This is a genomic window from Alteromonas infernus (assembly GCF_902705815.1).
Genome location: NZ_CACSIG010000063.1, coordinates 1 through 26,208, shown reverse-complemented (window position 1 = coordinate 26,208; position 26,208 = coordinate 1). Strand labels below are relative to the sequence as shown.

The window sequence follows — 26,208 nt, the reverse complement described above, 5'->3', positions numbered from 1 at the left end:
CGTTATGACAATTCGCATCGGTATCAATGGTTTTGGCCGTATTGGTCGCCTAGTAATGCGTGCAGCAGCAGAGCGCAACGACATCGAAGTTGTAGCTATTAACGACTTGCTAGACACAGACTACATTGCTTATCTATTGAAGTACGACTCGACTCACGGTTTATTCGACGGTGAAGTAACAGTAGATAACAATAACCTAGTTGTAAACGGTAAAACTATCCGTATTACATCTGAAAGAGATCCAGCTGCACTTAAGTGGGATGAAGTAGACGTTGACGTGGTTGTTGAATCAACAGGTCTGTTCCTGACTAAAGAAACTGCCGCGAAGCACATCGAAGCTGGCGCGAAGAAAGTTGTTATGTCTGCACCTTCTAAAGATGACACGCCCATGTTCGTTATGGGTGTAAACCAAGAAAGCTACGCTGGCGAAACTATTGTTTCTAATGCGTCGTGCACCACTAACTGCCTTGCACCGCTAGCGAAAGTACTAAACGACAAGTTTGGTATTGTTGATGGTCTTATGACAACGGTTCACGCGACTACAGCAACGCAGAAAACGGTAGATGGCCCTTCTATGAAAGACTGGCGTGGTGGTCGTGGTGCTGGTCAAAACATCATTCCATCATCAACCGGTGCAGCAAAAGCAGTAGGTAAAGTTATCCCTGAGCTTAATGGCAAACTAACAGGCATGGCTTTCCGCGTACCTACGCCAAACGTTTCAGTGGTTGACCTTACTGTTAACCTAGCAAAAGCGGCGAGCTACGATGAAATCTGCGCGGCGATGAAAGACGCATCAGAAGGCGAGCTTAAAGGTATCATGGGCTACACCGAAGACGCTGTTGTATCGAATGACTTTGTAGGCGATGCACGTACGTCAGTATTCGATGCTACAGCCGGTATCGCGCTAACAGACACTTTCGTTAAGTTAGTGTCTTGGTACGACAACGAATGGGGCTACTCAAACAAGGTTCTAGACCTTGTAGCGCACATTTCCAAATAATTAATAAAATTTAGATCAAATAGTTAAACTATTTGCTTTAAAGTTGAGTTAATCTAAAGGTGTAAACACTGCGTTTGCACCTTTTTTGTTTTAAGTGGTCTTAGTCATTACTAAAACTTAACAAAAGCGATACTTGGGTTATTTGCTATTTAGTTTTAATTCGCCCAAGAGCTTTCCTGTCGCTTTTTCTTTACCTGTTTCTTTATTCGTCCAAGGAGGGCTTATGCCACCCGTTAGTTCAGTCACTGTTAGCGAGTCTAATGGACTTACCTTTTTAGATGTCGATAACGCATTAGCCACGGCGCGAATAAGCCTGTTTGGCGGCCATATCTTGTCTTATGTACCTAAAAGCGATGATAAAGAACGCCTTTGGGTCAGCCCTCACGCCTATTTAAACGGAGAGCGGCCAATTCGCGGCGGTATTCCCGTTTGCTGGCCGTGGTTCAGTGACGACCACGGGCGGGAAAAAGGTGCCCTTCCCTCCCATGGCTTTTTAAGAACCCAAGTGTGGAAGTTGATTGATTCAAAAGACGACGATAGCGGCACAACCATCGAATTGTCACCAAGCTTTACACGGGCAGATGGCTTTGAAAATGAGTGTAACGTGTCCATGGTGATCAAGGTGGGCAATACAATGGACATCTCTTTAATTACTGAAAATACCGGCGTGGCACCTTTCGAATTTAACTGTGCGCTTCACACTTATTTCCATGTTGACCATATTCAACATACGCTAATTAGTGGTATTGAAGGCCAGTACAAAGATAAACTGGATAACTGGGCGTTAAAAGCAACACCCACCCCTTACGCCATTACCGGTGAAACTGACCGCATTCACTTAGCGCCAATCAAAACGGCCGACATTGAAGTGGACGGTAATGCTTTTACTCAAGTCGTTTCTGAGGGTAATGACTCACTTGTAGTATGGAACCCATGGCAAAGTGCCGCCTCTATTTCAGACATGGACCCGTTTGGTTACAAGCATATGCTGTGCGTAGAGACATCATTAACGCAAGGGAAAACGTTAGCACCTAGCGAGTGCCACACGCTGAAACAAACTATCGTTCCACGATAAGCCAACGTCTAAAGTTTGCGTATACAAGTGTTTGGCTATAGATAGTTTGGGTTGGTAAAATAACGTTTTATACGTTCTTAATAGCTAAAAAGAAAAAACCTGCCGCAAGGCAGGTTTTTTTAAAAATGTCGAAGCAATACTTGGTTTATTGCTTAGCACCAGCAACGGCTTCTTTAGCCAGTTGAGTGATACGCGCCCAGTCACCTGACTCGATTGCATCATCAGGTGCTAACCACGAACCACCTACGCACTTCACGTTTTTAAGCGCTAGGTAATCGTTGTAGTTGTTCGGACCAATACCGCCTGTTGGGCAGAATGTCACATCAGGGAAAGGGCCACTGATAGACTTAATCGCCTTTACGCCACCTGATGCTTCTGCAGGGAAGAATTTCATGTGAGTATAACCCGCATCTTTACCCTTCATCAGGTCAGACGTTGAAGAAATACCCGGAATGAGAGGAATATCCGCATCCATACCCGCTTTAAGCAGGTCTGCAGTCATTCCCGGGCTGATAGCAAACTTAGCACCGGCTTCAACAACAGCTTTTAGCTGTTGTGCATTAGTTACCGTACCTGCACCGATTAAAGAATCAGGCACTTCATCGGCAATTCGCTTAATCACGTCAATGGCCGCTGGTGTACGTAAGGTTACTTCTAGCACTTTGATACCACCTTCCATTAGCGCTTTCGCCAGAGGTACCGCTTTTTCTACGTCATTGATAACCAACACAGGTACAACTGGGCCGGCCGCAAAAATTTCCTCTGGAGAGGTTTTCCATTTCGATGTCATAATTTAGCTCGCTGTATTTTGATTCAGATATGCAGCCGCACCTAATAGACCATGATCAGGCTCTGCAATTAAAAAGGTGGGAATGTCTTTCACGTAATGCTTCATTTGCCCCTTTGCTTCAAAACGCGCTCTAAAGTCACTGTTTTGAATAAACTCAGGGAAACGGTTGGCAATGCCACCACCAATGAAGATACCGCCTGTTGTCGCCATATTAAGGGCTAGATTACCTGCAAAGCTTCCCATTATGCGACAGAACTGCGTTAAAGTGGCTTCTGCTATCTTGCAGGCTCCGTTTAGTGCAGCTTCGGTGATTTGCGCTGGCTCAGTAAATGCTACCGGTGCAGACGCATCGTTAGCTAACGCGGTATAGATGTTGTGTAAACCACGGCCAGACATGACTTCTTCAGCAGACGCTCGGCCTAATGTTGTTTGTAGATGACGCCATACCACTACATCAGTCTCATCAACGGGAGCAAAATCGACATGACCGCCCTCACCATCCAGGGTTTGCCAGCCTGACGAGGTCATGGTGATGTGCTCAACACCTAATCCCGTCCCAGGCCCGAAAACAGCAATATTGCCATTTTCTTTCGCTATGCCTTCACCAATTTGAACGACTTGGTCTTCGCCTAATACAGGCAAGGAGTGCGCTACCGCAGTAAAGTCGTTTATCACAAATAATGCGTCTAACTTAAGCTGAGTGCGCAAGGCATTTTGTGAAAATGCCCAGCTGTGATTGGTCATTTCGACCTGATCGCCAAGTACCGGACAAGCTATGGCAATACAACCTTGAGTAAAGTTGTATTGCGGCATGTCAGCAAAGTATTGTCCTATAGCTAAATCAATGCTGGCAAAGTCGTTACACATGTATTTTTTAATGTCAGCGACACCTGAGTCGGTTACTCTCGCAACACGAATGTTCGTTCCGCCAACATCAGCCACAAACTTCTGACTCATTACGCTTGCTCCTGCGTGTAAAACAGTGAACACGCACCTTCTTCAGCGCCAGTTAGAATGGCTCGCATACCTGCAAACATTTCGCGTCCCATACCAACATGGTGTTTAGCCAAGCTAGCAGGCGCAGCTTCACGAGCAGCTAGCGTTTCTTCATCGACATGTAAGGTAAGCGCACCAGTTTCTGTGTTTAGCTCTATAATGTCGCCCTCGTGCACTTTAGCAAGTAGGCCGCCCTTATACGCTTCTGGAGTCACGTGGATTGCAGCTGGTACCTTACCTGACGCACCAGACATTCGTCCGTCTGTAACAAGCGCAACCTTAAAGCCACGGTCTTGCAGCACGCCTAGCGGAGGCGTCAAGCGGTGAAGCTCTGGCATACCAATCGCTGATGGGCCTTGGAAGCGAACAACAACAATGCAGTCTTTATCTAGCTTGCCAGATTTAAACGCGTAATCCAGTTCAAACTGATCTTCAAAAACAACCGCAGGCGCTTTAATAGTGCAATGTGGTGTAGGTAGCGCTGACGTTTTGATTACGCCTCGGCCAAGGTTACCGTCAAGCACGCTTAAACCACCATCAGGTTTGAACGGTTGTTCTACCGTTGCGAGTACTTCTTTATCGAGTGATTCAGTTGGGCCATCGCGCCATTCTAGTTCACCGTCTTTAAGCACAGGCTCTTTGGTGTAGAAATCTAAGCCTTCACCCACAATCGTTTTTACGTCGTTGTGAAGAAGTCCAGCATCAAGCAGCTGTTTGATAAGCAGTGCCATACCGCCCGCAGCCACAAAGTGGTTAATGTCTGCAGAGCCGTTAGGATAAATACGGGTAAGCAAAGGAACAGCGTTTGAAATATCTGAGAAGTCATCCCAGTTCACGATATAGCCAGCGGCACGAGCAACAGCAATAAGGTGCATCGTGTGGTTAGTTGAACCACCTGTAGCTAATAGACCAACAAGGCCATTTACAATCGCTTTAGCATCGACAATATGACCGATTGGCGTGTAGTTATCGCCAAGATCTGTTAGGCGCGTTGCTTGAACAGCAGCGGCTTTTGTTAGTGCATCACGTAACGGCGTGCCTGGGTTAACAAATGAAGAGCCAGGTAAGTGCAAGCCCATCATTTCAACCACTAACTGGTTAGAGTTCGCGGTACCGTAAAAAGTACAGGTCCCTGCAGAGTGATAAGACTGAGACTCTGCTTCAAGTAGTGCATCACGGCCTACTTTGCCTTCTGCAAATTCTTGGCGAACCCGCGCTTTCTCTTTGTTTGGTAAACCCGATGGCATTGGGCCGGCTGGCACAAATACTGTTGGTAGGTGACCAAAGGTAAGTGCCCCCATTAGTAGACCAGGTACGATTTTATCGCAAATACCTAGCATCAATGTGCTATCAAACATGTTGTGCGAAAGTGCGATGGCCGCGCCTTGAGCAATGTTGTCACGACTCATTAGGCTCAAGTCCATACCAGACTGACCTTGGGTAACACCATCACACATTGCAGGCACACCACCCGCGAACTGAGCAACACTGCCTACTTCTTTCACGGCGTCTTTAATAAGCGCAGGGTAAGTTTCGTAAGGCTGGTGCGCAGAAAGCATATCGTTGTATGCAGACACAATAGCCACGTTGGCTTTTGTCATTGAGCGAAGATCGGATTTTTCACTTGTCCCACAGGCAGCAAAGCCATGGGCAAGGTTACCACATGACAACACGCCACGATGAGGCCCCTGACGACGTGCTTCTTCGATTTTTTCTAAGTACGCTTTACGCGTCTCTTTACTACGCTCGATAATTCGTTGCGTAACTTCAGCAATTTTTGGATTCATGTTTGTCTCCTATGGCGCCCACATCAAGGTAACCGGCGCTCGGTTAACAACGGCTGTGATGGGCTTTTGCGCTTCGGTGGCATTGTCAATAGCGTCAAGCAATACTTGCTTCTTCTTTTCGCCCGTTAAATGCAAAAAGATATTTCGACTATTAAGTAACGCAGGCAGCGTTAATGAAATACGTTGATGAGGTGCTGTTGTAGGTTGAACAGCAATGCAGGTTCTGCCGCTGCTCATATCTAAACCGTCAAGTACTTGCTCAGAACAAGGGAAAAGCGATGCAGTGTGACCGTCTTCCCCCATGCCAAGAATTAATGCATCAAAAGGCTGCGACATACTAGCTAAGTTAGACTCAGCAGCATTCACGCCTTCATTTGCATCATCAGCATCGCTTTTAAGTTCGATAAAACGTGCTGCTGCGGCTTTATTTTGAATTAAGTTATTTTTTACTAAGCTGGTATTGCTGGCCTCATGACCTTCTTCAACCCAGCGTTCGTCGGCAAGCGTTACATCAACCTTATCCCACTCAAGTTCGGTTTCGCTTAGCTGCTTGAAAAGCGCAAGGGGCGTACGACCGCCACTCACGATAAGCGATGCACGACCACGAGTTTTTATCCCTGTTTTTAAAATACTCACCAAGTCTTGCGCAAAGGCGTCGGTAAGTGCGTCAGGTGTTTCAAATGATAGAGTTGTTAATGCCATATTATTTTTTCTTCCCTGTTTTACTTTCGTACCAGCTGCGATTTTCTCTAGCTAAAAGGCCAATAGAGTCAACCGGACCCCATGTGCCTGCTTGATAAGGCTCTGGTGGCTCGCTTGACTGCTTCCACGCTTCGAGGATTGAATCTACCCATGTCCAGGCCTGTTCGATTTCATCTCGGCGTACGAATAGCGCCTGATTACCTAGCATAACTTCAAGCAGCAGTTTCTCATACGCATCAGGAATGCGCTCATCGGCAAACGCCTCAGAGAAGCTTAGGTTAAGCTTAGATTTTTGAAGGTCCATAGAGCCTGAACTGGTTAAGCCAGGTACTTTGTTCATAACGGTGATTTCAACACCTTCGTCAGGCTGTAAGCGAATAACCAGTTTATTCGGCGGAAGGTTTTTAAAGCTATCGCCAAATAAGTTGTGCGGCTGACGCTTGAAGTAAATAACAACTTCACTCACCTTGGTTGGCATACGTTTACCGGTGCGTAGGTAAAACGGCACACCCGCCCAACGCCAGTTGTCGATCTCGGCTTTAATCGCAATAAAGGTTTCTGTTTTACTTTGCGTATTGGCACCTTCTTCTTCAAGGTACCCAGGTACTTCCTCGCCCTTCACAAAGCCAGAGGTGTACTGACCGCGAACCGTGCTTTCGTTAATATTGAACGAATTGATAGGACGCAGCGCCTTAAGCACTTTCAGCTTTTCGTCACGAATGCTGTCAGCGTCAAGCGTAGTTGGCGGCTCCATTGCTACCAAGCTCAAGATTTGAAGTAAGTGGTTTTGAACCATGTCACGCATTTGACCTGCGTCATCAAAGTAACCCCAACGACCTTCAATACCCACTGATTCAGCGACTGAAATTTGAACATGGTCAATACAGTTATGATCCCAGTTTGTCGCGAAAATAGAGTTTGCGAAACGCAGTGACACTAGGTTAAGAACGGTCTCTTTACCTAGGTAATGGTCTATACGATAAATTTGTTTTTCATCGAAGTACTCAGCCACTTGTTCGTTGATAACTTTTGACGATTCCAAATCGTGACCGATTGGTTTTTCAAGTACAACGCGTACGCTTGAATCGATGATTTTACAGCTGTGCAGACCACGGCATATATCGCCGTATATAGCAGGAGGTGTTGCTAAGTAACACACCATGGTGCGGTTTGGGTTAACATGGTCGTCGAGAACACAGTAGCTACCAACATCTTTCATGTCGACGCAGGCATAATGCAAGCGAGCTTTCATGCGCTCCCAAGTTTCTTCACACAGGTTCTTTTCGCCAAACTTAACCAAGTTAGCGTGCACTTCTTCTATATACGTGTCCAGCTCCATCTCTTGACGCGCAACACCAACAATGGTGGTGTCTGGGTGCATCAAGTTCGCTTTCTCAAGCTGATATAAAGAAGGCAATAACTTGCGTCGTGAAAGATCTCCCAGCGTACCAAAAAGCACAAAATCACAGGGTTCGTAGGAATTATCCAATACCATATTCGTCGACCTTTTAAATGTATGTGTTCGCGGTGTATTGTACAGTTATTTACAACACCAACGACTATTTTTACCGTATAGTTAACACCAAATGTAGTAAAATTACAACTTGAACCAACTATAGGATCTGATTCTTTACAGTTTCCTTAAGTTTACCTGCATTTACCCTGTTAGAAACAACAAAAATTGTCAAAAAATTACATTTTTCTTGTCACAGTCGTCACATTGGGTACTATTACCCCTGTACCTTACAATAAATTGTGCCAACTAATTGCTATATATGTATGAACATTTTATAGAAAAAATTACACAAAATCAAGCCGCGTTCAGTAAATCAGAGAAGAAGGTAGCAGAAGTAATTCTCGCTAACCCTCAAACTGCCATTCACTCTAGTATAGCAACCCTCGCTAAGATGTCGGATGTTAGTGAACCGACCGTAAATCGATTCTGTCGAAGACTCGACACAAAAGGGTTTCCAGACTTTAAATTACATTTAGCGCAGAGCCTAGCTAACGGCACGCCTTATGTTAACCGACACGTTGATGAAAACGACAGTCCAGACGAATATACTAATAAAATATTCGAATCGACTATGGCATCGCTGGAAGTAGCGCGCCAGTCAGTTGATGTTAATGTCGTCAATCGCGTTGTCGACTTGCTTACCCAAGCACAGAAAATCTCTTTCTTTGGGCTTGGCGCATCAGCGTCAGTTGCTCACGATGCACTTAATAAGTTTTTCCGCTTCAATGTACCTGTTGTTTACTTTGAAGATATTCTGATGCAGCGAATGAGCTGCATGAACTGTTCAGCCGGCGACGTAGTTGTACTTATTAGTCACACGGGACGCACAAAAAGTTTGGTCGAGATTGCCCAGATAGCGCGCATGAACGACGCCACCGTTGTGGGCATTACTTCTGCGGAAAGCCCTTTAGCGCAAGAGTGTAGCTATGTGCTATCTCTAGAGGTGCCTGAAGACACGGACATGTACATGCCGATGGCATCACGCATTGCCCAACTGACGCTTATCGACGTGCTGGCAACAGGCTTTACCCTGCGTCGTGGTAATAAATTCAGAGAAAACCTAAAGCGCGTGAAAGACACACTGCGTGGATCTCGCTACGAAAAGCGTGGCGATTAGCGTTAGCCGTAACTGATCATTGTAGGTTTTATCACCGTACAAATAATAGGCTTATAAATATAACGAAAACGCCTAACTGGTCGAGCCAGTTAGGCGTTTTTCTTTATTTCATTCACATTTTTGTCAAATTAAACTATTATTCTGTAATAAAATTACGTAAAGCGATTACAGGCGTGCCGTTAAGAAGCACTGCCTATCACTCTTTGTCTTTTCTAACTTAGAAACAGCGACGGAATCACATGACCAGAAGAACGAAAATTCTTGCCACCCTAGGACCTTCAACCGACTCTTTAGAAAAAATTCAGGCGTTAATAGCCGCCGGCGCAAATACGGTGCGCATGAACTTTTCCCACGGCCAGGCTGAAGATCACATCGAGCGTGCAAAGCGCGTACGCGAGGCAGCGAAGAACTTAGGAAAGTATGTAGCAATATTAGGTGACCTGCAGGGCCCTAAAATTCGTGTTGCACGCTTTGCTGAAGGCGCTGTTCGTTTGGAGGTAGGTGCGAAGTTCATTCTCGACGCTGAGCTAGGGCGAGACGAAGGCGATATTAACCAGGTAGGCATCGACTATAAAGCCCTACCTGATGATGTCTCTGCGGGTGATATCTTGCTTCTTGACGATGGTCGCATTCAATTAAGAGTAACCGGTGTTGAAGGTCGTAAAGTAATTACCGAAGTAACGGTAGGTGGTAAACTTTCAAACAATAAAGGCATTAACCGTCAAGGCGGTGGTCTTTCTGCCGATGCGCTTACTGAAAAAGATAAAGAAGACATTAAAACGGCCGCTAAAATTGGCGTTGACTATCTAGCGGTATCGTTTCCGCGTAGCGGAGCAGACCTAAACTACGCACGGGAGCTTGCAGAAGCTGCAGGTTGCTACGCAAAAATTTGTGCAAAGGTTGAACGTGCTGAAACCGTAGCTTCTGACGAAGCCATGGACGATATTATCGTAGCCTCTGATGCTGTAATGGTAGCTCGCGGTGATTTGGGTGTAGAAATTGGAGACGCAGAACTTGTTGGCGTTCAGAAAAAACTTATCGCCCGTTCACGTCAGTTAAATAAAGTGGTTATTACTGCGACCCAGATGATGGAGTCGATGATCGATAGCCCTATGCCAACACGTGCTGAGGTAATGGATGTAGCAAACGCTGTACTAGATGGTACAGATGCCGTCATGCTTTCTGCTGAAACCGCTGCGGGTAACTTCCCTATTGAGACTGTTGCTGCAATGGCCCGTGTTTGTGAAGGCGCAGAAACTCACCCAAGCGTGAAGATTTCTAAGCACCGCATGGATCAGCAGTTCTCATCAACGAGCGAGTCAATTGCACTGTCTGCAGTATACGCGGCAAACCACCTTTCAAGCGTTAAAGCGATTGTAGGCTTAACGGAAAGCGGCACTACGCCAACCTTAATGTCGCGCATTACTACGTCGCTTCCAATCATTGCGATGTCTCGTCACGAGTCAACACTTAATACTATGGCACTTTGCCGCGGCGTTAAGCCTGTTTACTTTGACTCATCAAACAGCGAGCCGGGTAAACTGAAGTACGACGTCATTGCTTCGCTAAAAGAGAAAGGGTTAGTCGAAAGTGGCGACAGCATCATCTTAACCTACGGCGATGAGATGGAAAAAGTGGGCGCAACGAACACATTGAAAATTGTTGAAGTGGAATAAAACCACTCGGGTATTAAAGCGAAGCAAATGCTTCGCTTTTTTTTGCCTAAAATCTGCTGATACTTCAGCACACGCCAAAAAATAAGCAATCGGGCGTTTTTATTCTTTAATCTAAAGCGCCAAAACCGCTACATATATACCTAACTGATAATTAGTCAGAGCGATAATAACAAGGATAAGCATGAACAGTATTAAAAACATTTTCCGTTACTCGATAAAGGTAATCACACTAGCGTTAATGCTTACAGGCGTAGTGTGGGGAAACACGACTGTACAAACTGCAATGAAGAGTACAGAGGTAAGCACCCAAGTGGTACCTTTACAACCTATTATGATACAAGGCCCTATGCCCATAGAAGCGGAATATTTCGCCGCGCTTTTAGACAATGTAAACATTGAGTATTCGGGCAATGCCGTATTCTACCGAGGTACATTAGACGGCTACCCTATCGTCGTGGCGAAAACCGGCAAAGGACTTGAAAATACGGCAGCCGCCACAGCAATAGGTATAGAAAGATACCGTCCACGTCTTATCATTAACCAAGGTACATCAGGTGGTCATGACCCAGATTTAAACGTAGGCGATATAGTCCTTGGCGAACGCAGCGTGAACGCATCAAACTTTAAAACCCAAAAACTTGCTAAGGGTGAAGGTTCAAAGCCATTTCAATGGCTACCTATGGATCTTATGGCCTCAGAGAAAAGTGCTGGTGAAGGCAGTAGCGCTAAAGACGCTGAAAAGCTACGCTTTTACCTTGGTGATAAGACGCTGATTGCGCTGGCTTCATCACTTTCTTCGTCATATAAACGGGGTAAGGTTGTGACAGGTACTATTGGCAGCGGCAACTTTTGGAATAACGAGATAGACAGGATAGCTTGGTTACACAAAAACATGGGCACTAGTGTTGAAGAGATGGAAACCTCTGCAGCCGCACAAATTGCCCATACATACCACACACCGTTTTTAGGTATCCGCGTGTTATCAAATAATATTACTAATCACGGTGAATACGACCCCACTACGGCGAAAGATTGCCAAGCGTTTGTCGCTGACGTGGTAAAAGCGTACATCAAGTCGTTAAATTAAATAAACTAGATGCCTAATTTCGCAATGAAAAAGACCCCTTGTTAGGGGCCTCTCGTTAAATTGCTTGGGCGGTATAAATTTCCGCTTCTTTCGAAACATCGTTTGCGTACTGCATTAGATGATGACTTAAGATGTTGTCAGCGCGCTCGACAAACTCATCTCGCTTAAACTTCCACCCGCGCAGGTCAGCTTGTTTTGCTTGGGCAATATAAAAGTCTAAACGGGTTTTTCTTAGTAGGTGCGCTTTGTTCTTCAAGTCGAATTCGACTAATGAAAACCTTCTCTCAACTTTCTGTATATCAGCGTGAAGGGGGCGCTCTACGTCATCGGCCGTTGCTTGGCTTACAGACAGTTTCCCCTGCCCTAACACACCAACTACAACAATAAGTGCAGAAACTACAATACCTGAATATATCCACTTTAATAAGTTCATGTCTCACTCCTTGAACCAATTTTAAACTGCGTTGGTTTTTACCAAGTACCCATGCATTAATTAGGGCACTCTTTCTAGCTATGCGTTTATACACATCGCTTTTCGCAGGTTGAAGTTCATTGTCTAGCTGCGACTAATACTCAAAGGAAAGCAGCTTTCATACCATATAAATTTATTATTAGAATCAAAAGGATATGAAAATTAACCACTACACCAAAACCTGTAGAAGGAACTTTCTACACGCTTTAAGAGAAAATTTACCCTGTCTATTCTGCATATTGTTTAAGTAACAACTACTGACCTAAAAATACTAAAGAAGATATAGCGTTTTGCGCATATTTGGTATTACCAAAAGGTTTACTTTTTAGGCACAACGACCTATCCACATTAGACATTAGTAGGAAAATAACCGGCCATAATACAGCTGATATCATTAACCTACAGGGAATAGTTTCGCCCTTCTCCCCTTTAAAACTAGAAGTTAACAACACTTTGAAATTGGTTTGCATTAACGCTAAATCGGCCTTACACATAAAAAACTAAAACCCAAATCTGGCCTTACCTAAATTATAAACATTAGTATAAGTGAATAAGGTAAGCCCCTGCCCAACAAGAGGTTTCAATGTATCGCTTTAAAGGAAAATCTAAGTCCCCTACGTTATGGAAATATGCAGCTTCCCTATGGGTGGCACTCACGTTTGCATTTTCTAACACGAGTATAAGTGAGGAGTTAAAACCCGCAGACAAATTCGATTTAAGTGAGTGGAAAATTACACTGCCTACCGATAATGATGAAAACGGCAAAGTCGATGAAGTGTCGGTAAAGACGCTAACGGAAATGAAATAGAATTCGATATGCTGCAAGATGGCGAGCGGTGGCAAATTGTTGAAGTGCAGCGGGATATGACTATGGAAGATTTACCTTCCGCTGTACAAACACTTATCAAGAAGCAGGAAAACTCTGATCAAGTTAGGCGTATCATTGAAAGTAAGCAATACGGCACTGACATTACGATTTATGAATTTTATCTTGTGGCAGAAAATGGCACTGAATCCCGTAAAGAAATTAAATCTGAAAATGATGAAGTTGTCTTGTTGGATGAAGAGTGGAAACATTAGTTATGTCGGTGTGCTAACCATTCTACCTTACTTACGTCAGGCAAGAAAAAAGGGGCGAGCGCCCCTTTTTCCATTAAGTCGAATAAAGAAACCCTTAATTCATTGCAGTTTCAGTAACAACACGTAGGTCACTTTCAACGTCTTTAACATCTGACGCGTTTTTAGCAATTTCCACTGCTAGGTCACGCTCAGCGTCGGAATCAACTTCGCCAGTCAGTGTTACTACACCGTTTTCTACGTCAACATCTATGTCGAAGCCCGAAATGTCGGTGTCCATTAATAGACGAGTTTTTATAACTGTTGCAATTTTTGCATCTGTCAATTCACTCGTACCTTCCTCTACGCCTTCTTCCATGTCATCTGACATGTCAGAATGCATATCGTTATCAGCAACAACGGTAAGCTTATTGTCTACAGAAGTTACACCGTCGATATTTGCTACTAGCTCTTCTGCCAGTTTTTTATCGACAGAGTTTTCTACTTTACCGGTTAAAACGACGTTACCGTTTTTAACGTCTGTATTAATGTCAAAAGAGTCAAGGTTGCCGTTAAATAACAGCGTCGCCTCGGCTTTACCGTCTATCCATGCGTCTTTGGCACCTTTTTCCCATTTATTATCTGTGTCCATATCACCTGCATATGCAGCAGTAGTTAAAGATGTGGCAACAATCATCGAAAGTATTGAACGTTTCATAACATTTCTCCTTTGTCGAAACTCGAACTTAGCGATGCCAGAACCTTGCCAACAAAATAAAACATTGAAATCATTAATTTTTGTTGATTATTTGTCACCATACTCTACCCCACTGATTGCAAACTTTGCCTTAGGTCGAGAATTTTTTACTTGATGATTTTGCGGTTATCAAAGGTGGTCTGATTGTTAAATAGGTAGTTGAGTAGGTAGTTGAGTAGCTAGTTAAGTTGATCGATGAGTTAATGCTTGAATAATGTAACGAGCAAGCGAAGTACAACAAGGAAGATTAAACTGATTTAACAAAATCCGCGTAATGATAGCTGGCATAGTTTCGATACTTCAATTAACTAAGGTATCGAACACTTTTCTTAATATATCGCTATTGTCTGCAGTTAACTCTGATGCAGATTAAAGACAAGCAAGACACTTAATTTTAAATCAAGGACGCCCAAAAGATGGATATTGCGCTCATTATCGCATCGCTACTCTTTATAATAGTCAGCTTTACCCCGTTACTTCCTTCTTCCCATTGGTTAGTGAGAGTGTGGGAATTTCCGCGTCTTCAAATTTCCGTTATTATAGGTTTCCTGCTTATATGCCACGTGGTTAATTGGCCTTCTACCAATATTCCTTTTTTCGTTAACGCATTAGCCGTAAGTGGCTTAACAATAAGCCTTGTTTACCAAATTATCTGGATTATTCCCTACACGCCGTTTTACAAGCGTGAAGTTACTAGAATAAAAAACGCGAAACCACAAGACACCCTCAGCGTGTTGTCTAGCAACGTGTATATGCCCAATAATGATTTTCGTAAACTTATTGAGCATGTTAGAAATAAGCAGCCTGATTTTTTGGTTACGCTAGAATCCAACGAGAAATGGCAAAAAGGGATTAGCGAAATTGAATCGGAATACCCTTATCGAAAATTTTGTGCGTTAGAAAACCTCTATGGTATGCACTTGTACAGTAAGATCCCTTTTGAAGAGGCCACATTGAACTTCTTGATTGAGGATGATGTACCGTCAATGAAAGTGAAAATAAAGCACAAAGGTAAAGATGCGTTACTCTATTTTCTTCATCCGAAACCGCCTAGCCCTACAGAAAATACTTACGCGAAGCCGCGGGACATTGAGTTAACGGTAGTGGGCGAAGAAATAGCTAAAACAGAAGGGCCGATAATTGTAGCGGGCGACCTTAATGACGTAGCCTGGTCTCCTACCACCCGTAAATTTAAAAAAATTAGCGGGCTATTAGACCCAAGAGAGGGGCGTGGCTTTTATAATACATTCCACGCTAAGTACCCGTTAGTAAAATGGCCCCTTGACCATGTATTTCACTCTAGGCACTTTGCGCTCGTTCATATTGAAAAATTAGAGGGCATTGGCTCTGACCATTACCCTTTATACACGGAGCTCGCGTTTATTGAACAGTAAACCTATAAGCGCGAACCAAACTATTGTTTGTTTTTAGTGAGAGCCTCTGTGTTCTACACACCACATTAGGCTTTCGCATGCGTCTTCGCGCCTTTTAAAATGCGCTAAGCCGATAAGCTTCCCTTCTCTGGGCCAAACAGCTTGGTCAAGTACCCTTTGCTCTTCCTCTGACAGCTGGTCAGTGTCTAAAACAATCTCTATTGCTTTCTTGTTTGGCTTGATAAGCGTTGGATTCGCCGCCTTAACAAGCGAAGACTTCACACAAATATACTCGCGCTTAACCGGATCGCGTACCACGCCAATCAAGTCGTCATCGCAAATAATAGCTGGCCACCCCTCTGATATCCGGCTTTGACCGAACATAATAAGCGTGAAAGCAACGAGCACAAAAAGCGTTAGGCCGATAAATTGCGTACTTAAATCTGGCGCCACACTAATGATGACGCCGACAACAGCGGCAAAAAATATCCAACCACCAAACACCCGACGCATTGCGTTAGGAGAAATACCCGATATGACATCCACGACTTTAAGCGATTGCTTGTCGTACTGCCTTATAATTACAGACGATTGTGATTCCACAGCCTTTGTCCACCGAAGAAAAAGAAATACCTAAATTAATACGTTACAAGTAAGGCTGAAGATTTACCTACACTCAGACCGAACAACTCTTAGAAAAGAACCCCAAGTTTTTCGATAAACAACGTGTTTAATGATACATGTAGGGACATTTAAATTGTTGAATTGTAATGCTTAAACCTACTATCAAAGCATAGCAAAATAAGAGGCTGGGGCAAAGCTATTGCGTTTGCTTTGTAAATTTTTCTCCTTCTTTGCACCTATTGCTCGCTTGCGCGAGTAACCAATAGCGAAATTGCCACAAAAAAGAAAAATAAATCATAACTTTCAACAACTTAAATATTGGGAACGCACCTTGCTTACTACGAAAGTATAACGTGCAAGGTGCACCGTTGAAGCTAATAAGCATTCACAGGGTTATCAAAGGAGGTTGAGTATGCGTTCGCCAGTAAGTGCAGTAACTATTGTTAAAAGTAGAACCGAAAAACTTTGCAATTTAATTTCGCAACTGGAGCAGTGCTCTCCAACGCCTGACGAGCTTGTACTCGTTTGGATGGCCCCACCGTCAGACCTTTCGCTGATTAAAAGCGATAAATTCGACATCGTGCACAAGTTTACAACGCAAGGCGAATTACCCATTGCGAAAGCGCGAAACAAAGGTATGCAAGCAGCTAAACATGCAAACCTCGCATATTTAAACGTTGATGCCGTGATTTCGCCATCACTATTTAGAGATGGTTTGCTGGCTTTAAAGGACAACTCAGTAGTTTTTACTTCAGTAGTCTTTTTACCCAGTGAACGCTGCAATAAGACTTATTCAGACATTTCAAAAAATGAACAGCAAATTGGTTATCTAGCGAGTAACGATGAAACGTTGCCGGAAGATGATAACAACGAAATACCTTCGAGAGAAAAGGAAAACCATCATGGAAAGTTTAGTGACGATAGTATTTGTTCTACAGTGTTTTTTATTCGTAAGGCAGACTTTCAGAAAACCGGCGGCTTCGATGAAGGCTACGCGGGTTTCGGACTAAACGACGAAGACTTTTTTACTAATTGCCGAGCGTTAGGATATTCACTCGAGCAATTACCTACCCGCACGTTTGCGCCGCAGCGCCCTAACTATCAATGTCCGGTAAATCATTTGTTGGACTTTGTGCATAACGCCCAGCGTTTTTATTCGAAATGGGGCTTTTACCCTTGCGAAAATGTGCTTAATGCCTATGCAGAAGAAGGCTATATCAACGCAGACTTTAAAGCGAATGGTGTGAAGATAGTTCAGCTTCCTGAACATGAAGACGAGGCGGCTATAACCCCCTCTGTAGATACTTTAAGCCCTAGTTCTAACGCTAATACAGTCGCATTCACCTCTTTTCATTCGCCGGCTAAAAACCAAGAGGTTTTAAGCACAACGGCTTGAACACGTAGGAAAGGAGATATGGAATGTCTATAGTAAAGCCGGACTTAGAAGCCCGTTTTCTCTCCTTCGTGGGGGACGATGAGTTTCCCTGCGTAGGGGCTAAAAGCGCGCTTACTAAGCAACAAATTCATATAAATCAGTATGATGATTTTCGCTGTGATTCCAACGAAACTGACATTTTGGCGTCCATCCACAAATTCGTAGAAACGTTTACGTTAAAGCGCGATATGTACTCTTCACTTGTTGTTACCTTTGAGCAGCCTGATACGATTAGCGAGAGCGAATTTGATAAAGTGCTCTGGGAAAAACTACAACGCCTGCACGAAGTGGATGCCTGTTTAAAGTCTTGGGATAGTAAAGTTTCCAGCGATCCACACAGTGCGCAATTTAGTTTAAGTTTAGGCGGAAAAGGTTTTTTCGTTATCGGCTTACACCCAAATGCGTCGCGTAAAAGTCGACGCTTTTCCAACCCCGCTATTGTATTTAACTTACACGAACAGTTTGAGCTATTGCGAGATCAAAAGCGCTTTGAAGCATTTAGAGATCATATCAGGAAGCGTGATGCCGCCTATTGCGGCAGTAAAAACACGTTGTTAGCAAACCACGGCGATAGCTCAGAAGTTTACCAGTACAGTGGAAAGAAACATTCAGAAAATTGGGAATGCCCGTTTAAACAGGTAAAACATCAATCTTCATAAAGACAAAAAGGTCCAGTATGAGACAAACAATTCAGCCAAGAAGCGGTACAGCATTTACGATTAAAAAAGGCGAACTGCTGAAAGTAATCGACCCAGAAGGGGAACAAGTGGCCGACCTTTATGCATTTAATGAGCATGACAAAGAAGAGTTTATTTCTTCGGGTCGAAGCCTAGATTACAACGAAAGTATTCAATTTAAAAAAAGCAGCAAACTTTATTCGAATCGAAGTAATGTGATGTTTGAAATTGTAGAGGACACGGTAGAGGACCACGATTTCCTTTTAACCCCTTGCAGCGTTGACACGTTCAAACACTTTTACCCAGATGAAGCACCTGTGCCAGGCTGTCACGGTAACCTCGTTGCAGCGTTCTCAGAGTTCGATATTCCTGAACATCATGTGTGTACTACCTTCAATACGTTTATGAATGTAGAGGTAGACAGTGCAGGGAAAATTGCCGTGTTACCACCGAAAAGTAAAGCTGGCGACTATACCGTATTTGAAGCGAAAATGGATATGATTGTAGGTCTTACCGCATGCTCAGCCGGTGAATCGAACAACTTCAGGTATAAGCCTATCCAATTTGAAATTTTGCCCGCGAACACACTTTAGTTCACGAGCAAACGCTCACTTTTAGACTGAACTTTAAGCGCTATCGCGTTTCTGCGATAGCGCTAGGCGCTTCAGCTTGCCAGTTAAGACGCATATCCCACTTAAAACGGTGTTCAGGCTTAAGCGGGGGCTGCTCTGCATCTATCGTGCTGAGTACATTCGTCGCTTCAGTGAGCGTTGCGTCACGACCAAACAAATAGCTTTGCTCTTTCACGATAGTTAAATAGGCTTTATTAAGCGCATAAGCGCGCTCTGGTGAAGGCGTAATGATGTCGTACACTGATTTGGCACGCTGTACTTCTTCGACTTTCACCATGCCTTTTTCATCAAACCATTTAGCAAGCATCTCGCCGTTTTGACGGAATTCATCACCACCACCGACCCGCTCCATATACGTCAAAAACTCACCTTTTTCTTCATTGATATTCGGCACGTCTTCAATTTCTTTAAGGTTAATGTAACCCCACCCTGCTTGGCCTGGTACTTTTCGAGCAAAGGAGAAAGTTTGATCGAAGGTAGAGCCCACAGTCTTGTGACAGCCATTACAAAACGCGAGTTCTTGGTCGTGTTGGGCCCGAAGCTCGCCCTGTTCGTTTTCGATGAAACCATTGATGGTCCAGCCAAAGCCATTATCAATACCTTTTTCACCTAAATAACGGGTTTGAGGCAGCTTCTCAAAGTGCTTATCTTTTGCCTCAGCATAATAGGCAGAAGCGAGGCTCTCACGGCTTCTAAACATGTGCTTTTTCATGTAGCGTACTTCTTTCATACGCGGTGCATTGTATATAGTGCCATCTTCATCGACACCGATATAGCGCACGGTATGTAAGAATTCTGTGCCTTCAGGGTAAAGCATATGGGCGAGCGGAACTGCTCTTGCATCGCCAACATAATGAGAGGAACGGGCAATTTCAGTCACTGATTTTGTGAGCTTACCGTCTTGGTTTACGTCAATGTTCAGTACTAATTCATTGACCGGCGCTACAGTTAATGTATCAAGCTCTTTAAGCGCCATTTCAACCAAGCTTAGGTTCAATGTATAGATAGCCTTGTTGTACTCCCCATTTAGCGTTTGAAAGTCATCAGGAAGCCTGATCATGGCGTCGCCTGTCGAACCATTAGTCGGCCAAAACGTACTTGGGAAAGGCTTGTAATTATAAGACACCCACCCGCTTCCATCTTTCGCGAAGCCGTCTTTATCAAACGCGTTGTCAGCAGAACTGAGGTTTTCAATGCGCATATAATCAGGCATGACATCTTTTTCTAACGACGCCGTATAATTATCTTCTTTTACATATTTTTTGATCGTTGCGTCGTCAATACCCGCTATAAGCGACGTACGGTCAATAAACAGGTTCTTCCAGCTATTCGTTAACCCCACATCGGAAAATTCATAATTACCCTGTAGCGTACCATCACCCATTTGATTAGGACGCTTCTCTATCGAATCGTAACTTTGGTGACATGCATAGCACGGGTTGTTAACCCCGTCGGTCTTGGTATAGCACTGGGGAGGGATCACAGATTCAGGGTTATACACTTCATTATGCTCAATATACGCAAGAGCGGGAATATCGTCCCCTTCTCGGTATGGGTAGGAATGTGCGCTATCGGCATCTTTTTGAGCCGATGAAGGCCCGTCTCCATTGGCAGAGTAAGTACTTGCGCTTACTCCGGTATTTGATTGATTGCTTAAATCAGCACTTGTGCTTTCAGTGCATCCTGCACTGATAAGTAGTGAAAGCAGAATGCCTGCACCTGGAATTATTTTTAGTATTTTCATAATCGTCACAACGGAAAAAAGCCGGGCGCGTAAACACCCGGCGTATTTTAAATTAAAAAGAAAACTTACTTATCTGCTGGTTCATACATCCACAGCGTGTTGTTTTCTTGGAAACCGTCTTCACCGATAAGAATACGGCCGTCGTTCATGACTACAACGTTATCTGGTTGAGAAAGCTGCTCAACGTCACAACGCTCTGCACCAGTTAGGCTTGAGCGGTAAGTACCGCCCATTACAACAGGTTCAATACGCGTAATGTTATAGCCTGCTTCAAGCTTAGCGCGGTATACACCACCGCAGTCTTTTACCCGGGCAGATAGCTGCATGTCGCCTTCACCGTCAACCATCGTGTTGTCGATATCTGCAATGCCAATGTAAAGGTATGCATTCTCGACAACTTCACCTTCAATGGTATCGACCCCCTCAACCGCTTCTTTTGCGCGCTTCTGGTTAATAGAGATACCTTCCAGCTTTCTCCACTCTGCCGTTGCTCCTTTAAGTCGCGCTGCGGCGCGGCTTTCAAGGAAAGCAACACGGTTATCCATTGGCTCTCCCGCAGTTACGCTTGAACCACCCTCTTCTACTGTGGGGTAAGTCGCATCGCCGTCTGCCCATGCTTGAACGTCAGCCAAGGTGATATACGAGCTTTGGCCGTCCACGTAGTCGTCCGTTCCAATACCGTTGTATTCGTCAATCCACGCGCGAATTGTCATATTATCGCCACTTGCCAATTCAACCCACTCAACAGCGAAGCCCGTTGTCGCTGGGTCGTTTTGACCCGCATCTTGGGTAAGTTTAGCGCCGTAAAGCGTACCTGCTGATAAGTCTTCTGCTGTGTCTGCTACAAATTTGAACAGCACGCCGCCGGTATCATCTTGTGAAAGATAAACCGTTTTTCCATCGGGCATCACCGTTGAGTTTTCATGCTCGTAGCGACCCATGGCAAAATGCTTAACAATTACTGGCTCGTCGGCAAGCGGATCGGTCACTTCTGCGATATAACCGTAGTTGTATGGGTTTGGCGCATCAGGCGCGGTCATCTGCCACATACGACCTAAGCGAGCGTCAGTTGATACCGCTTCAGGATTGTTCCAGCTAGGTGATGTGGTTGAATCTACAGAAGAGTTAACGACCCACTCCTCCGAGGTAAGTGGCGTGCCCCAAGGCGACATAGAACCGAAGCAATTTGCCGCAGTGCCCCATACTGGCGAAAAGTCTAGCATCATGGCTTCTGTAACTTCCCACATGCCAAATTCATCTTTTACTACCTTCATGCGGCTCATGCCACCGGGAAGCTCTTCCCAGTTAGAAAAAAGGTAACCCTCACCTTCTGCTGTTGAAATGAAGCCATTGAAGTCTGGCATATCGTTTTCAAGCACTAACTCTTCGCCATCAAGGGTGTAGATGTGGCCAAGGCCTTCAGGTAAATCTGTACCAAAAGTGTCGCCTGTTTGGCCGAGTACCTGGTATTGACCAATGGCAGAAACCACCAACTCTTTTTCTTCGTCAGAGCTAGGTACTGGAGAGTTGGGTAAAGTAACGGGTAAATTGTTGAAATTTGCGCCTGCTAACACTCCTACCGTACCCGTGTTGATTGGCATTTCGTTTACACTTGTTGTTGCCGCATTCGTGCCCGACGGGTGCTGTACGTTAAAAAACAAATCGCCTTCGTCAGTGAGAAAAATACCCGTTACTTCTGCGCCAAGGGGCACCGTAGCAATACGGGTAAGCGTTCCCGCAGTATCGCCTTCTGGGCCTTGTTCGCCTACTGGACCTTGTTCGCCTACTGGGCCTTGCTCACCTACTGGGCCTTGAGCGCCTTGTGCGCCGTCTTCACCGTCATCACCTTCCAGTGAACAGGCTGATATACCCACTGTTACCGCTAATGCAATCGCTGAATACTTTATCCCACGAAGAGTTTCGCTTTTCATTATGGTTCCTTGCTTATATTTGTTTTCTAATTTGAGTGGAGGAAAGCAGAAGACTTACCTCTGTAAACGGTCTTAGCGGCCAAAAGTGTGGATGACATTTGTGACACTTCAGTGACATAGTCTTGACACGAAAATGACGATTTGTTGACAGCCCGATAGAAAAATAGAAAATCGTGAAGAAAAATGCCTTTGCAGCCAGCGAGGTTACTGAGGTTATTGAATAGACATTCAATAAAGCTGAACCATTCGGTCAGTTTGTGAATTTTTTATTGCTAACCACGATATTGGAGTTAAAAGGGGAACCTTTTATTTAGTTTAGTAGTTACATTGCGTAACTACTTGGTATCTATTATCTTTTAGTTACCACTGCGCCAAACTTACTTTTATGTCTATACGTGTCCGTTACATCGCTGCCCTCGTGCTTATAGCTACACTTGTCACGCTTTCATTTATAGTGATGGACGACTTGATTAGCGAGCAAAAACAAGATGCTTAGACTATTAATGTTGCGGGTCAACAGCGTATGCTTTCTCAGCGTATAGCGCTAATGCTATCTACCGGCAAAACGTGTAGCAGCGGCCCGGAGCGGGAGTATCTAGAACAAGCACTGGCACAATTTAAAGCAAACCACCAGCAGCTAGTCTCGAAAAACAACCTTCCCCTTCCTATTTTCAATGTGTATTTCGTCGAGGGGAAATTAGATAGAAGCGTTAACCAGTACATCAAAAATGTCGAACGCGCTATAACAGCCACCAATTGTCAAACCATTGCGCCGTTAGATATTCAGGCACTCACCGAATTATTGAAGCAACTCGATTACGTGGTAACGCTTTTCGAGCAAGATGCGTCGAACCAAGTAGATACGGTCTTATCCATAGAGTTTTACTTATGGTTAGCCACGCTAGCACTGCTTTGCATAGAAGCGGTTTTTATCTTTTCCCCCATGGAACAAACCGTAAAACAGGCATTTTCGAAACTTACGCGTTTGAAGGCAGAAGCAGAAGAAACGGCTGAAAAAGCACGAAAAGCAAGTAAAGCAAAATCTGAGTTTCTTTCTAGCATGAGCCACGAACTTCGTACCCCGATGAATGGGCTGTTCGGCATGATAGAGCTAGCCATTGATAACCCTGAAAAAAGTAGTATCTATCTAAAAAAAGCCAAAACAGCGGGGCGTCAACTGCTGGTACTGATCAACGACATATTAGATGTATTTAAAATTGAAGCGGGCAAAATAAAAATAGAGCAAGCACCAGTAGACTTGTTGCAGATACTCGATGACGTGGTGTCACTACAACGTGTGTACTGTCAACGAAAAGGTCTTGAATTTATCTATTTGAAAGACCCAGATTTACCACATGTCGTGGAAGGTGATATAACGCGGATTTCGCAAATCTTACATAACTTATTGAACAACGCTATTAAGTTTACCGAACGTGGTTCGGTAAAGCTTAAAGTGCGATATACCAAACATCCAAACGGCAACTTCTTGTCCTTTGATGTCATCGATACGGGTATAGGTATAGCGTCATCGAAACTAGACAATATTTTTAGAAAATTTGAACAAGCAGACAAAACGACAACCCGAGACTTTGGCGGTACCGGGCTAGGTTTAAGCATCGCAAAACAACTTGCTCAATTAATGAATGGCGATATCACTGTCACCTCATTTATCGGTCAAGGCAGCACGTTTAGTTTTACAATGGCCGCAAAAGAGTGCCACCTGCCTGAGATAACCGTACAGCCAGGTTCTTCCGTGCGCTGCGCTGTTGTAGATGATTTGCAGACCAGTCGCGAATATTTTGAGCACGTGGTCAATGCAATGTCTATCAGATCTAAATGCTACGGTAGTGCAAAAGCGTTTCTGTCAGACACTCCGTTAAGTTTTGACGTTATCATTTTGGATTTATCCATGCCGGAAATGAGCGGTGTTGATTTACTCAAACAATTAAAGACATTAAACCCCAAACCATTTCCGAAGGTTATTTTAATATCTGCGGAGCTCGAAAGATTAGAAGAGGAAAGCGACGATGAAATAATCGGGCTAATTTGGCGAACTCACGTGAAACCGATTAATCGTAGAGAGCTAGAACACGACCTAAATAAGCTTGTTGATACAACGCCTCAGGTAACTACCGATACCGCAGCAGCTAACAAAAAGAAACGTATTTTACTTGCAGAAGATAACGAAATTAACGCTGAAATTGTTAAAACGATCATGCAGTCTGAAGGCTATAAGTTTCTGCACGTCAAAAATGGTAAAGATGCCATTGACGTGGTTAAACGCCATAACTTCGATCTCATTTTAATGGATTGTAATATGCCCATAATGGGCGGCATCGAAGCGTCTTCTATTTTGCGGAACGCTTTGGATATTACAACGCCAAATAGTGGCCCTTACGGCTAATGCGTTTGCAGAAGATAAAGAAGAGTGTTTGGCCGCGGGAATGACTGACTTTATGGCGAAGCCAATAGACAAAGACACCCTTTTATCTTGTATTAGAAAACACTTAGCAAGCTAAGGGGCATGGAGTGCACGGATAGTCGTTACTCATACCCCGAGGCCTGCTATGCCGTATAGGCAGCTTGTTCTGCAGTATACCCTGGCGCAATAGCAAGATTATCCGTATCAGCAAGGCTTTGGCGGTTTTTAAGCCAAAGTTGATATTCACCTGAACGCAAACTTGCATGCTTGGTACAGTCTACATTCCAGCGCCTCAATAAATAGCCCGCCATAGCGGCGCGCACTTCTAAGGTGAGTACGCCTTCTTCCATCGCATAATCAAGCTCAATGGCGGTAGGGAATTTAATGTTTTTAGGGTGAGGCACAATCTCAAGAGGGATCAACCTTCCCCACTCTTCATCCTGCTCAATGCACTCATGCACTTCAGGCTCTGCTTTAACCGTTACCTTGCTAATGCGGGTTAATACAAAGTCTCGAAAGCTCTGCGACTTTCTGTCAAATGCGCGAACATGCCATCGCTGACCATTATCAACAATACTATGGGGCACAAGTTCACGTGCGCCACTGCCGCTAGATAACGACGTGTAAATAACGCTCATCGCTTTTTTGTTAACTATGGCTTGTACTACTTTCGCTACCACAAAAATATCAGGTACGTTCAGCGAAGACGCACTTTCTACCGGAAAGTGCAAATCGCCAATGGCATCAAACCCGTCTGATATGTCGTTGGCAAGCTTTACCAAGGTACGTTTGGCATCGTGCTCGAAAACTGGAATAAAGTTTTCTGTTTGAAAGTAACGCTTTTCCCTTGGATCGTAGATTAAGTTATCGGGCGCTAGTTCTTTGTAGAGCGTAAAGTCGCGAGAACCGGCCGATAACCCGACTTCAAAGCGATTTATTAAGTCCTGTCGATGTATAGCCCCTTTAAACAATAGGCAAAAATCGATATACGCCAGTCGCTGACGTTGAGAAAAAGAAATAGTTTCTAACATGGTGCGCACTTATTGTAATTTTATTCAGTGTGGTTCATTTAAAGCCGCATGTAAATAGCAAAAGAAATATCGAGTAGGGTGAGGCTTGCGCCTCATCCCTCTCACAGAACCGTACGTACGGGCCTCGTATACGGCTCCTGCATACTTCATATCACTTGCTAAGTGACACAATGCTAATTTGCAATCTAGTATCGTGCGCCCTATGGACATCGTTCATTTTCTAACATTGTGGTAACTTTCATTGCAGGGTTTGGCGTTCTAGCACTGAGGCAATCTACCAAATTTGACTACAATTACTTATTTTGCAC

Annotated in this window: 23 protein-coding genes; 12 read left to right on the top strand and 11 right to left on the bottom strand. The window is 44.3% G+C overall.

Features of this window, described 5'->3' with window-relative positions; translation table 11 throughout:
* Window positions 1-4 precede the first annotated feature (4 nt).
* Window positions 5-1,000, top strand: a complete 996-nt coding sequence (gene gap / locus ACX5J7_RS15380) for a type I glyceraldehyde-3-phosphate dehydrogenase (protein WP_498707441.1) — start codon at window positions 5-7, stop codon at window positions 998-1,000.
* Window positions 1,001-1,223: 223 nt separating this feature from the next.
* A complete protein-coding gene (locus ACX5J7_RS15375; protein WP_012518791.1) occupies window positions 1,224-2,075 on the top strand; it encodes a D-hexose-6-phosphate mutarotase in 852 nt (283 codons plus the stop codon).
* A 145-nt stretch (window positions 2,076-2,220) separates the two neighbouring features.
* Here ACX5J7_RS15375 and ACX5J7_RS15370 read toward each other — a convergent pair whose 3' ends face one another.
* From ACX5J7_RS15370 to zwf, 5 genes are read right to left on the bottom strand one after another with little or no spacing between them, the layout of a single operon-like run.
* Window positions 2,221-2,865 carry a bifunctional 4-hydroxy-2-oxoglutarate aldolase/2-dehydro-3-deoxy-phosphogluconate aldolase gene (locus tag ACX5J7_RS15370; RefSeq protein ID WP_012518792.1) on the bottom strand — a complete coding sequence of 215 codons (645 nt, stop codon included), beginning with the start codon at window positions 2,863-2,865 and terminating at the stop codon, window positions 2,221-2,223.
* 3 nt (window positions 2,866-2,868) lie between these two features.
* Window positions 2,869-3,822 carry a glucokinase gene (gene glk / locus ACX5J7_RS15365; protein ID WP_498707439.1) on the bottom strand — a complete coding sequence of 318 codons (954 nt, stop codon included), beginning with the start codon at window positions 3,820-3,822 and terminating at the stop codon, window positions 2,869-2,871.
* Window positions 3,822-5,648, bottom strand: a complete 1,827-nt coding sequence (gene edd / locus ACX5J7_RS15360; protein ID WP_498707437.1) for a phosphogluconate dehydratase — start codon at window positions 5,646-5,648, stop codon at window positions 3,822-3,824. The genes glk and edd overlap by 1 nt, the downstream gene beginning before the upstream one ends.
* A 9-nt stretch (window positions 5,649-5,657) precedes the next feature.
* The gene (gene pgl / locus ACX5J7_RS15355) at window positions 5,658-6,350 is read right to left on the bottom strand and encodes a 6-phosphogluconolactonase (RefSeq protein WP_012518795.1); all 693 of its coding nucleotides are present in this window, start codon (window positions 6,348-6,350) and stop codon (window positions 5,658-5,660) included.
* Window position 6,351: 1 nt separating this feature from the next.
* Entirely contained in the window at window positions 6,352-7,845 is a 1,494-nt protein-coding gene (zwf, locus tag ACX5J7_RS15350) for a glucose-6-phosphate dehydrogenase (protein WP_020743792.1), read from the bottom strand.
* A gap of 280 nt (window positions 7,846-8,125) precedes the next feature.
* On the opposite strand from zwf, the gene ACX5J7_RS15345 reads away from it, so the two are divergent.
* The 3 genes from ACX5J7_RS15345 to ACX5J7_RS15335 all read left to right on the top strand — a co-directional run bounded on the left by ACX5J7_RS15345 (window position 8,126) and on the right by ACX5J7_RS15335 (window position 11,746).
* On the top strand, window positions 8,126-8,983 hold the full coding sequence (locus ACX5J7_RS15345) for a MurR/RpiR family transcriptional regulator (protein ID WP_498707432.1): 858 nt from the start codon (window positions 8,126-8,128) through the stop codon (window positions 8,981-8,983).
* 239 nt (window positions 8,984-9,222) lie between these two features.
* Window positions 9,223-10,659, top strand: coding sequence for a pyruvate kinase (gene pyk, locus ACX5J7_RS15340; RefSeq protein ID WP_012518798.1), 1,437 nt, complete (start codon window positions 9,223-9,225; stop codon window positions 10,657-10,659).
* Window positions 10,660-10,840: 181 nt separating this feature from the next.
* The gene (locus tag ACX5J7_RS15335) at window positions 10,841-11,746 is read left to right on the top strand and encodes a 5'-methylthioadenosine/S-adenosylhomocysteine nucleosidase (RefSeq protein WP_498707431.1); all 906 of its coding nucleotides are present in this window, start codon (window positions 10,841-10,843) and stop codon (window positions 11,744-11,746) included.
* Between the two features lie 55 nt (window positions 11,747-11,801).
* Here the strand turns inward: ACX5J7_RS15335 and ACX5J7_RS15330 are convergent, their stop codons facing one another.
* Complete coding sequence (locus tag ACX5J7_RS15330) at window positions 11,802-12,179, bottom strand: hypothetical protein (RefSeq protein ID WP_020743794.1); 378 nt, start codon at window positions 12,177-12,179, stop codon at window positions 11,802-11,804.
* Between the two features lie 622 nt (window positions 12,180-12,801).
* On the opposite strand from ACX5J7_RS15330, the gene ACX5J7_RS15325 reads away from it, so the two are divergent.
* Together ACX5J7_RS15325 and ACX5J7_RS15320 are read left to right on the top strand one after the other, a co-directional pair.
* Window positions 12,802-13,026, top strand: a complete 225-nt coding sequence (locus tag ACX5J7_RS15325; protein WP_043959879.1) for a hypothetical protein — start codon at window positions 12,802-12,804, stop codon at window positions 13,024-13,026.
* An 8-nt stretch (window positions 13,027-13,034) separates the two neighbouring features.
* On the top strand, window positions 13,035-13,298 hold the full coding sequence (locus ACX5J7_RS15320; protein ID WP_498707430.1) for a hypothetical protein: 264 nt from the start codon (window positions 13,035-13,037) through the stop codon (window positions 13,296-13,298).
* Between the two features lie 94 nt (window positions 13,299-13,392).
* Here ACX5J7_RS15320 and ACX5J7_RS15315 read toward each other — a convergent pair whose 3' ends face one another.
* Window positions 13,393-13,992, bottom strand: a complete 600-nt coding sequence (locus ACX5J7_RS15315) for a BON domain-containing protein (RefSeq protein ID WP_015067469.1) — start codon at window positions 13,990-13,992, stop codon at window positions 13,393-13,395.
* A 455-nt stretch (window positions 13,993-14,447) separates the two neighbouring features.
* Between ACX5J7_RS15315 and ACX5J7_RS15310 the strand changes: the two genes are divergently transcribed.
* Complete coding sequence (locus ACX5J7_RS15310) at window positions 14,448-15,425, top strand: endonuclease/exonuclease/phosphatase family protein (protein ID WP_024016475.1); 978 nt, start codon at window positions 14,448-14,450, stop codon at window positions 15,423-15,425.
* Window positions 15,426-15,458: 33 nt separating this feature from the next.
* On the opposite strand, the gene ACX5J7_RS15305 is transcribed toward ACX5J7_RS15310, so the two are convergent.
* Window positions 15,459-16,007 (bottom strand): hypothetical protein, encoded by a 549-nt coding sequence (locus ACX5J7_RS15305; protein WP_015067470.1) that lies wholly within the window; start codon window positions 16,005-16,007, stop codon window positions 15,459-15,461.
* Window positions 16,008-16,440: 433 nt separating this feature from the next.
* Between ACX5J7_RS15305 and ACX5J7_RS15300 the strand changes: the two genes are divergently transcribed.
* Genes ACX5J7_RS15300 through ACX5J7_RS15290 form a run of 3 tightly spaced genes read left to right on the top strand, consistent with a single transcriptional unit; the run spans window position 16,441 to window position 18,733 of the window.
* Window positions 16,441-17,424: a glycosyltransferase family 2 protein gene (locus ACX5J7_RS15300; protein ID WP_012518806.1), complete on the top strand. Its 984-nt coding sequence runs from the start codon at window positions 16,441-16,443 to the stop codon at window positions 17,422-17,424.
* 23 nt (window positions 17,425-17,447) lie between these two features.
* Complete coding sequence (gntA, locus tag ACX5J7_RS15295) at window positions 17,448-18,122, top strand: guanitoxin biosynthesis heme-dependent pre-guanitoxin N-hydroxylase GntA (protein WP_498707429.1); 675 nt, start codon at window positions 17,448-17,450, stop codon at window positions 18,120-18,122.
* A gap of 17 nt (window positions 18,123-18,139) precedes the next feature.
* Window positions 18,140-18,733: a DUF1989 domain-containing protein gene (locus tag ACX5J7_RS15290; protein WP_012518808.1), complete on the top strand. Its 594-nt coding sequence runs from the start codon at window positions 18,140-18,142 to the stop codon at window positions 18,731-18,733.
* A 40-nt stretch (window positions 18,734-18,773) separates the two neighbouring features.
* On the opposite strand, the gene ACX5J7_RS15285 is transcribed toward ACX5J7_RS15290, so the two are convergent.
* Complete coding sequence (locus ACX5J7_RS15285; RefSeq protein WP_498707426.1) at window positions 18,774-20,516, bottom strand: Aq_1262 family (lipo)protein; 1,743 nt, start codon at window positions 20,514-20,516, stop codon at window positions 18,774-18,776.
* Window positions 20,517-20,581: 65 nt separating this feature from the next.
* Window positions 20,582-22,447: an alkaline phosphatase PhoX gene (locus tag ACX5J7_RS15280; RefSeq protein ID WP_498707425.1), complete on the bottom strand. Its 1,866-nt coding sequence runs from the start codon at window positions 22,445-22,447 to the stop codon at window positions 20,582-20,584.
* A 523-nt stretch (window positions 22,448-22,970) separates the two neighbouring features.
* Here ACX5J7_RS15280 and ACX5J7_RS15275 point away from each other — a divergent pair.
* Window positions 22,971-24,851: an ATP-binding protein gene (locus tag ACX5J7_RS15275; protein WP_498707423.1), complete on the top strand. Its 1,881-nt coding sequence runs from the start codon at window positions 22,971-22,973 to the stop codon at window positions 24,849-24,851.
* Between the two features lie 161 nt (window positions 24,852-25,012).
* On the opposite strand, the gene ACX5J7_RS15270 is transcribed toward ACX5J7_RS15275, so the two are convergent.
* Complete coding sequence (locus ACX5J7_RS15270) at window positions 25,013-25,900, bottom strand: WYL domain-containing protein (RefSeq protein ID WP_475370045.1); 888 nt, start codon at window positions 25,898-25,900, stop codon at window positions 25,013-25,015.
* Window positions 25,901-26,208 lie beyond the last annotated feature (308 nt).

What these genes read in the sequence shown, in the direction of transcription:
- gntA (WP_498707429.1), top strand. Translation starts at nt 17,448, where the DNA reads ATGTCTATAGTAAAGCCGGACTTAGAAGCCCGTTTTCTCTCCTTCGTG.
- ACX5J7_RS15300 (WP_012518806.1), top strand. Translation starts at nt 16,441, where the DNA reads ATGCGTTCGCCAGTAAGTGCAGTAACTATTGTTAAAAGTAGAACCGAA.
- ACX5J7_RS15310 (WP_024016475.1), top strand. Translation starts at nt 14,448, where the DNA reads ATGGATATTGCGCTCATTATCGCATCGCTACTCTTTATAATAGTCAGC.
- ACX5J7_RS15330 (WP_020743794.1), bottom strand. Translation starts at nt 12,179, where the DNA reads ATGAACTTATTAAAGTGGATATATTCAGGTATTGTAGTTTCTGCACTT.
- ACX5J7_RS15315 (WP_015067469.1), bottom strand. Translation starts at nt 13,992, where the DNA reads ATGAAACGTTCAATACTTTCGATGATTGTTGCCACATCTTTAACTACT.
- ACX5J7_RS15280 (WP_498707425.1), bottom strand. Translation starts at nt 22,447, where the DNA reads ATGAAAAGCGAAACTCTTCGTGGGATAAAGTATTCAGCGATTGCATTA.
- pgl (WP_012518795.1), bottom strand. Translation starts at nt 6,350, where the DNA reads ATGGCATTAACAACTCTATCATTTGAAACACCTGACGCACTTACCGAC.
- ACX5J7_RS15285 (WP_498707426.1), bottom strand. Translation starts at nt 20,516, where the DNA reads ATGAAAATACTAAAAATAATTCCAGGTGCAGGCATTCTGCTTTCACTA.
- zwf (WP_020743792.1), bottom strand. Translation starts at nt 7,845, where the DNA reads ATGGTATTGGATAATTCCTACGAACCCTGTGATTTTGTGCTTTTTGGT.
- ACX5J7_RS15270 (WP_475370045.1), bottom strand. Translation starts at nt 25,900, where the DNA reads ATGTTAGAAACTATTTCTTTTTCTCAACGTCAGCGACTGGCGTATATC.
- ACX5J7_RS15335 (WP_498707431.1), top strand. Translation starts at nt 10,841, where the DNA reads ATGAACAGTATTAAAAACATTTTCCGTTACTCGATAAAGGTAATCACA.
- ACX5J7_RS15375 (WP_012518791.1), top strand. Translation starts at nt 1,224, where the DNA reads ATGCCACCCGTTAGTTCAGTCACTGTTAGCGAGTCTAATGGACTTACC.
- gap (WP_498707441.1), top strand. Translation starts at nt 5, where the DNA reads ATGACAATTCGCATCGGTATCAATGGTTTTGGCCGTATTGGTCGCCTA.
- glk (WP_498707439.1), bottom strand. Translation starts at nt 3,822, where the DNA reads ATGAGTCAGAAGTTTGTGGCTGATGTTGGCGGAACGAACATTCGTGTT.
- ACX5J7_RS15370 (WP_012518792.1), bottom strand. Translation starts at nt 2,865, where the DNA reads ATGACATCGAAATGGAAAACCTCTCCAGAGGAAATTTTTGCGGCCGGC.
- ACX5J7_RS15275 (WP_498707423.1), top strand. Translation starts at nt 22,971, where the DNA reads ATGCTTTCTCAGCGTATAGCGCTAATGCTATCTACCGGCAAAACGTGT.
- pyk (WP_012518798.1), top strand. Translation starts at nt 9,223, where the DNA reads ATGACCAGAAGAACGAAAATTCTTGCCACCCTAGGACCTTCAACCGAC.
- ACX5J7_RS15290 (WP_012518808.1), top strand. Translation starts at nt 18,140, where the DNA reads ATGAGACAAACAATTCAGCCAAGAAGCGGTACAGCATTTACGATTAAA.
- edd (WP_498707437.1), bottom strand. Translation starts at nt 5,648, where the DNA reads ATGAATCCAAAAATTGCTGAAGTTACGCAACGAATTATCGAGCGTAGT.
- ACX5J7_RS15325 (WP_043959879.1), top strand. Translation starts at nt 12,802, where the DNA reads ATGTATCGCTTTAAAGGAAAATCTAAGTCCCCTACGTTATGGAAATAT.
- ACX5J7_RS15345 (WP_498707432.1), top strand. Translation starts at nt 8,126, where the DNA reads ATGTATGAACATTTTATAGAAAAAATTACACAAAATCAAGCCGCGTTC.
- ACX5J7_RS15320 (WP_498707430.1), top strand. Translation starts at nt 13,035, where the DNA reads ATGCTGCAAGATGGCGAGCGGTGGCAAATTGTTGAAGTGCAGCGGGAT.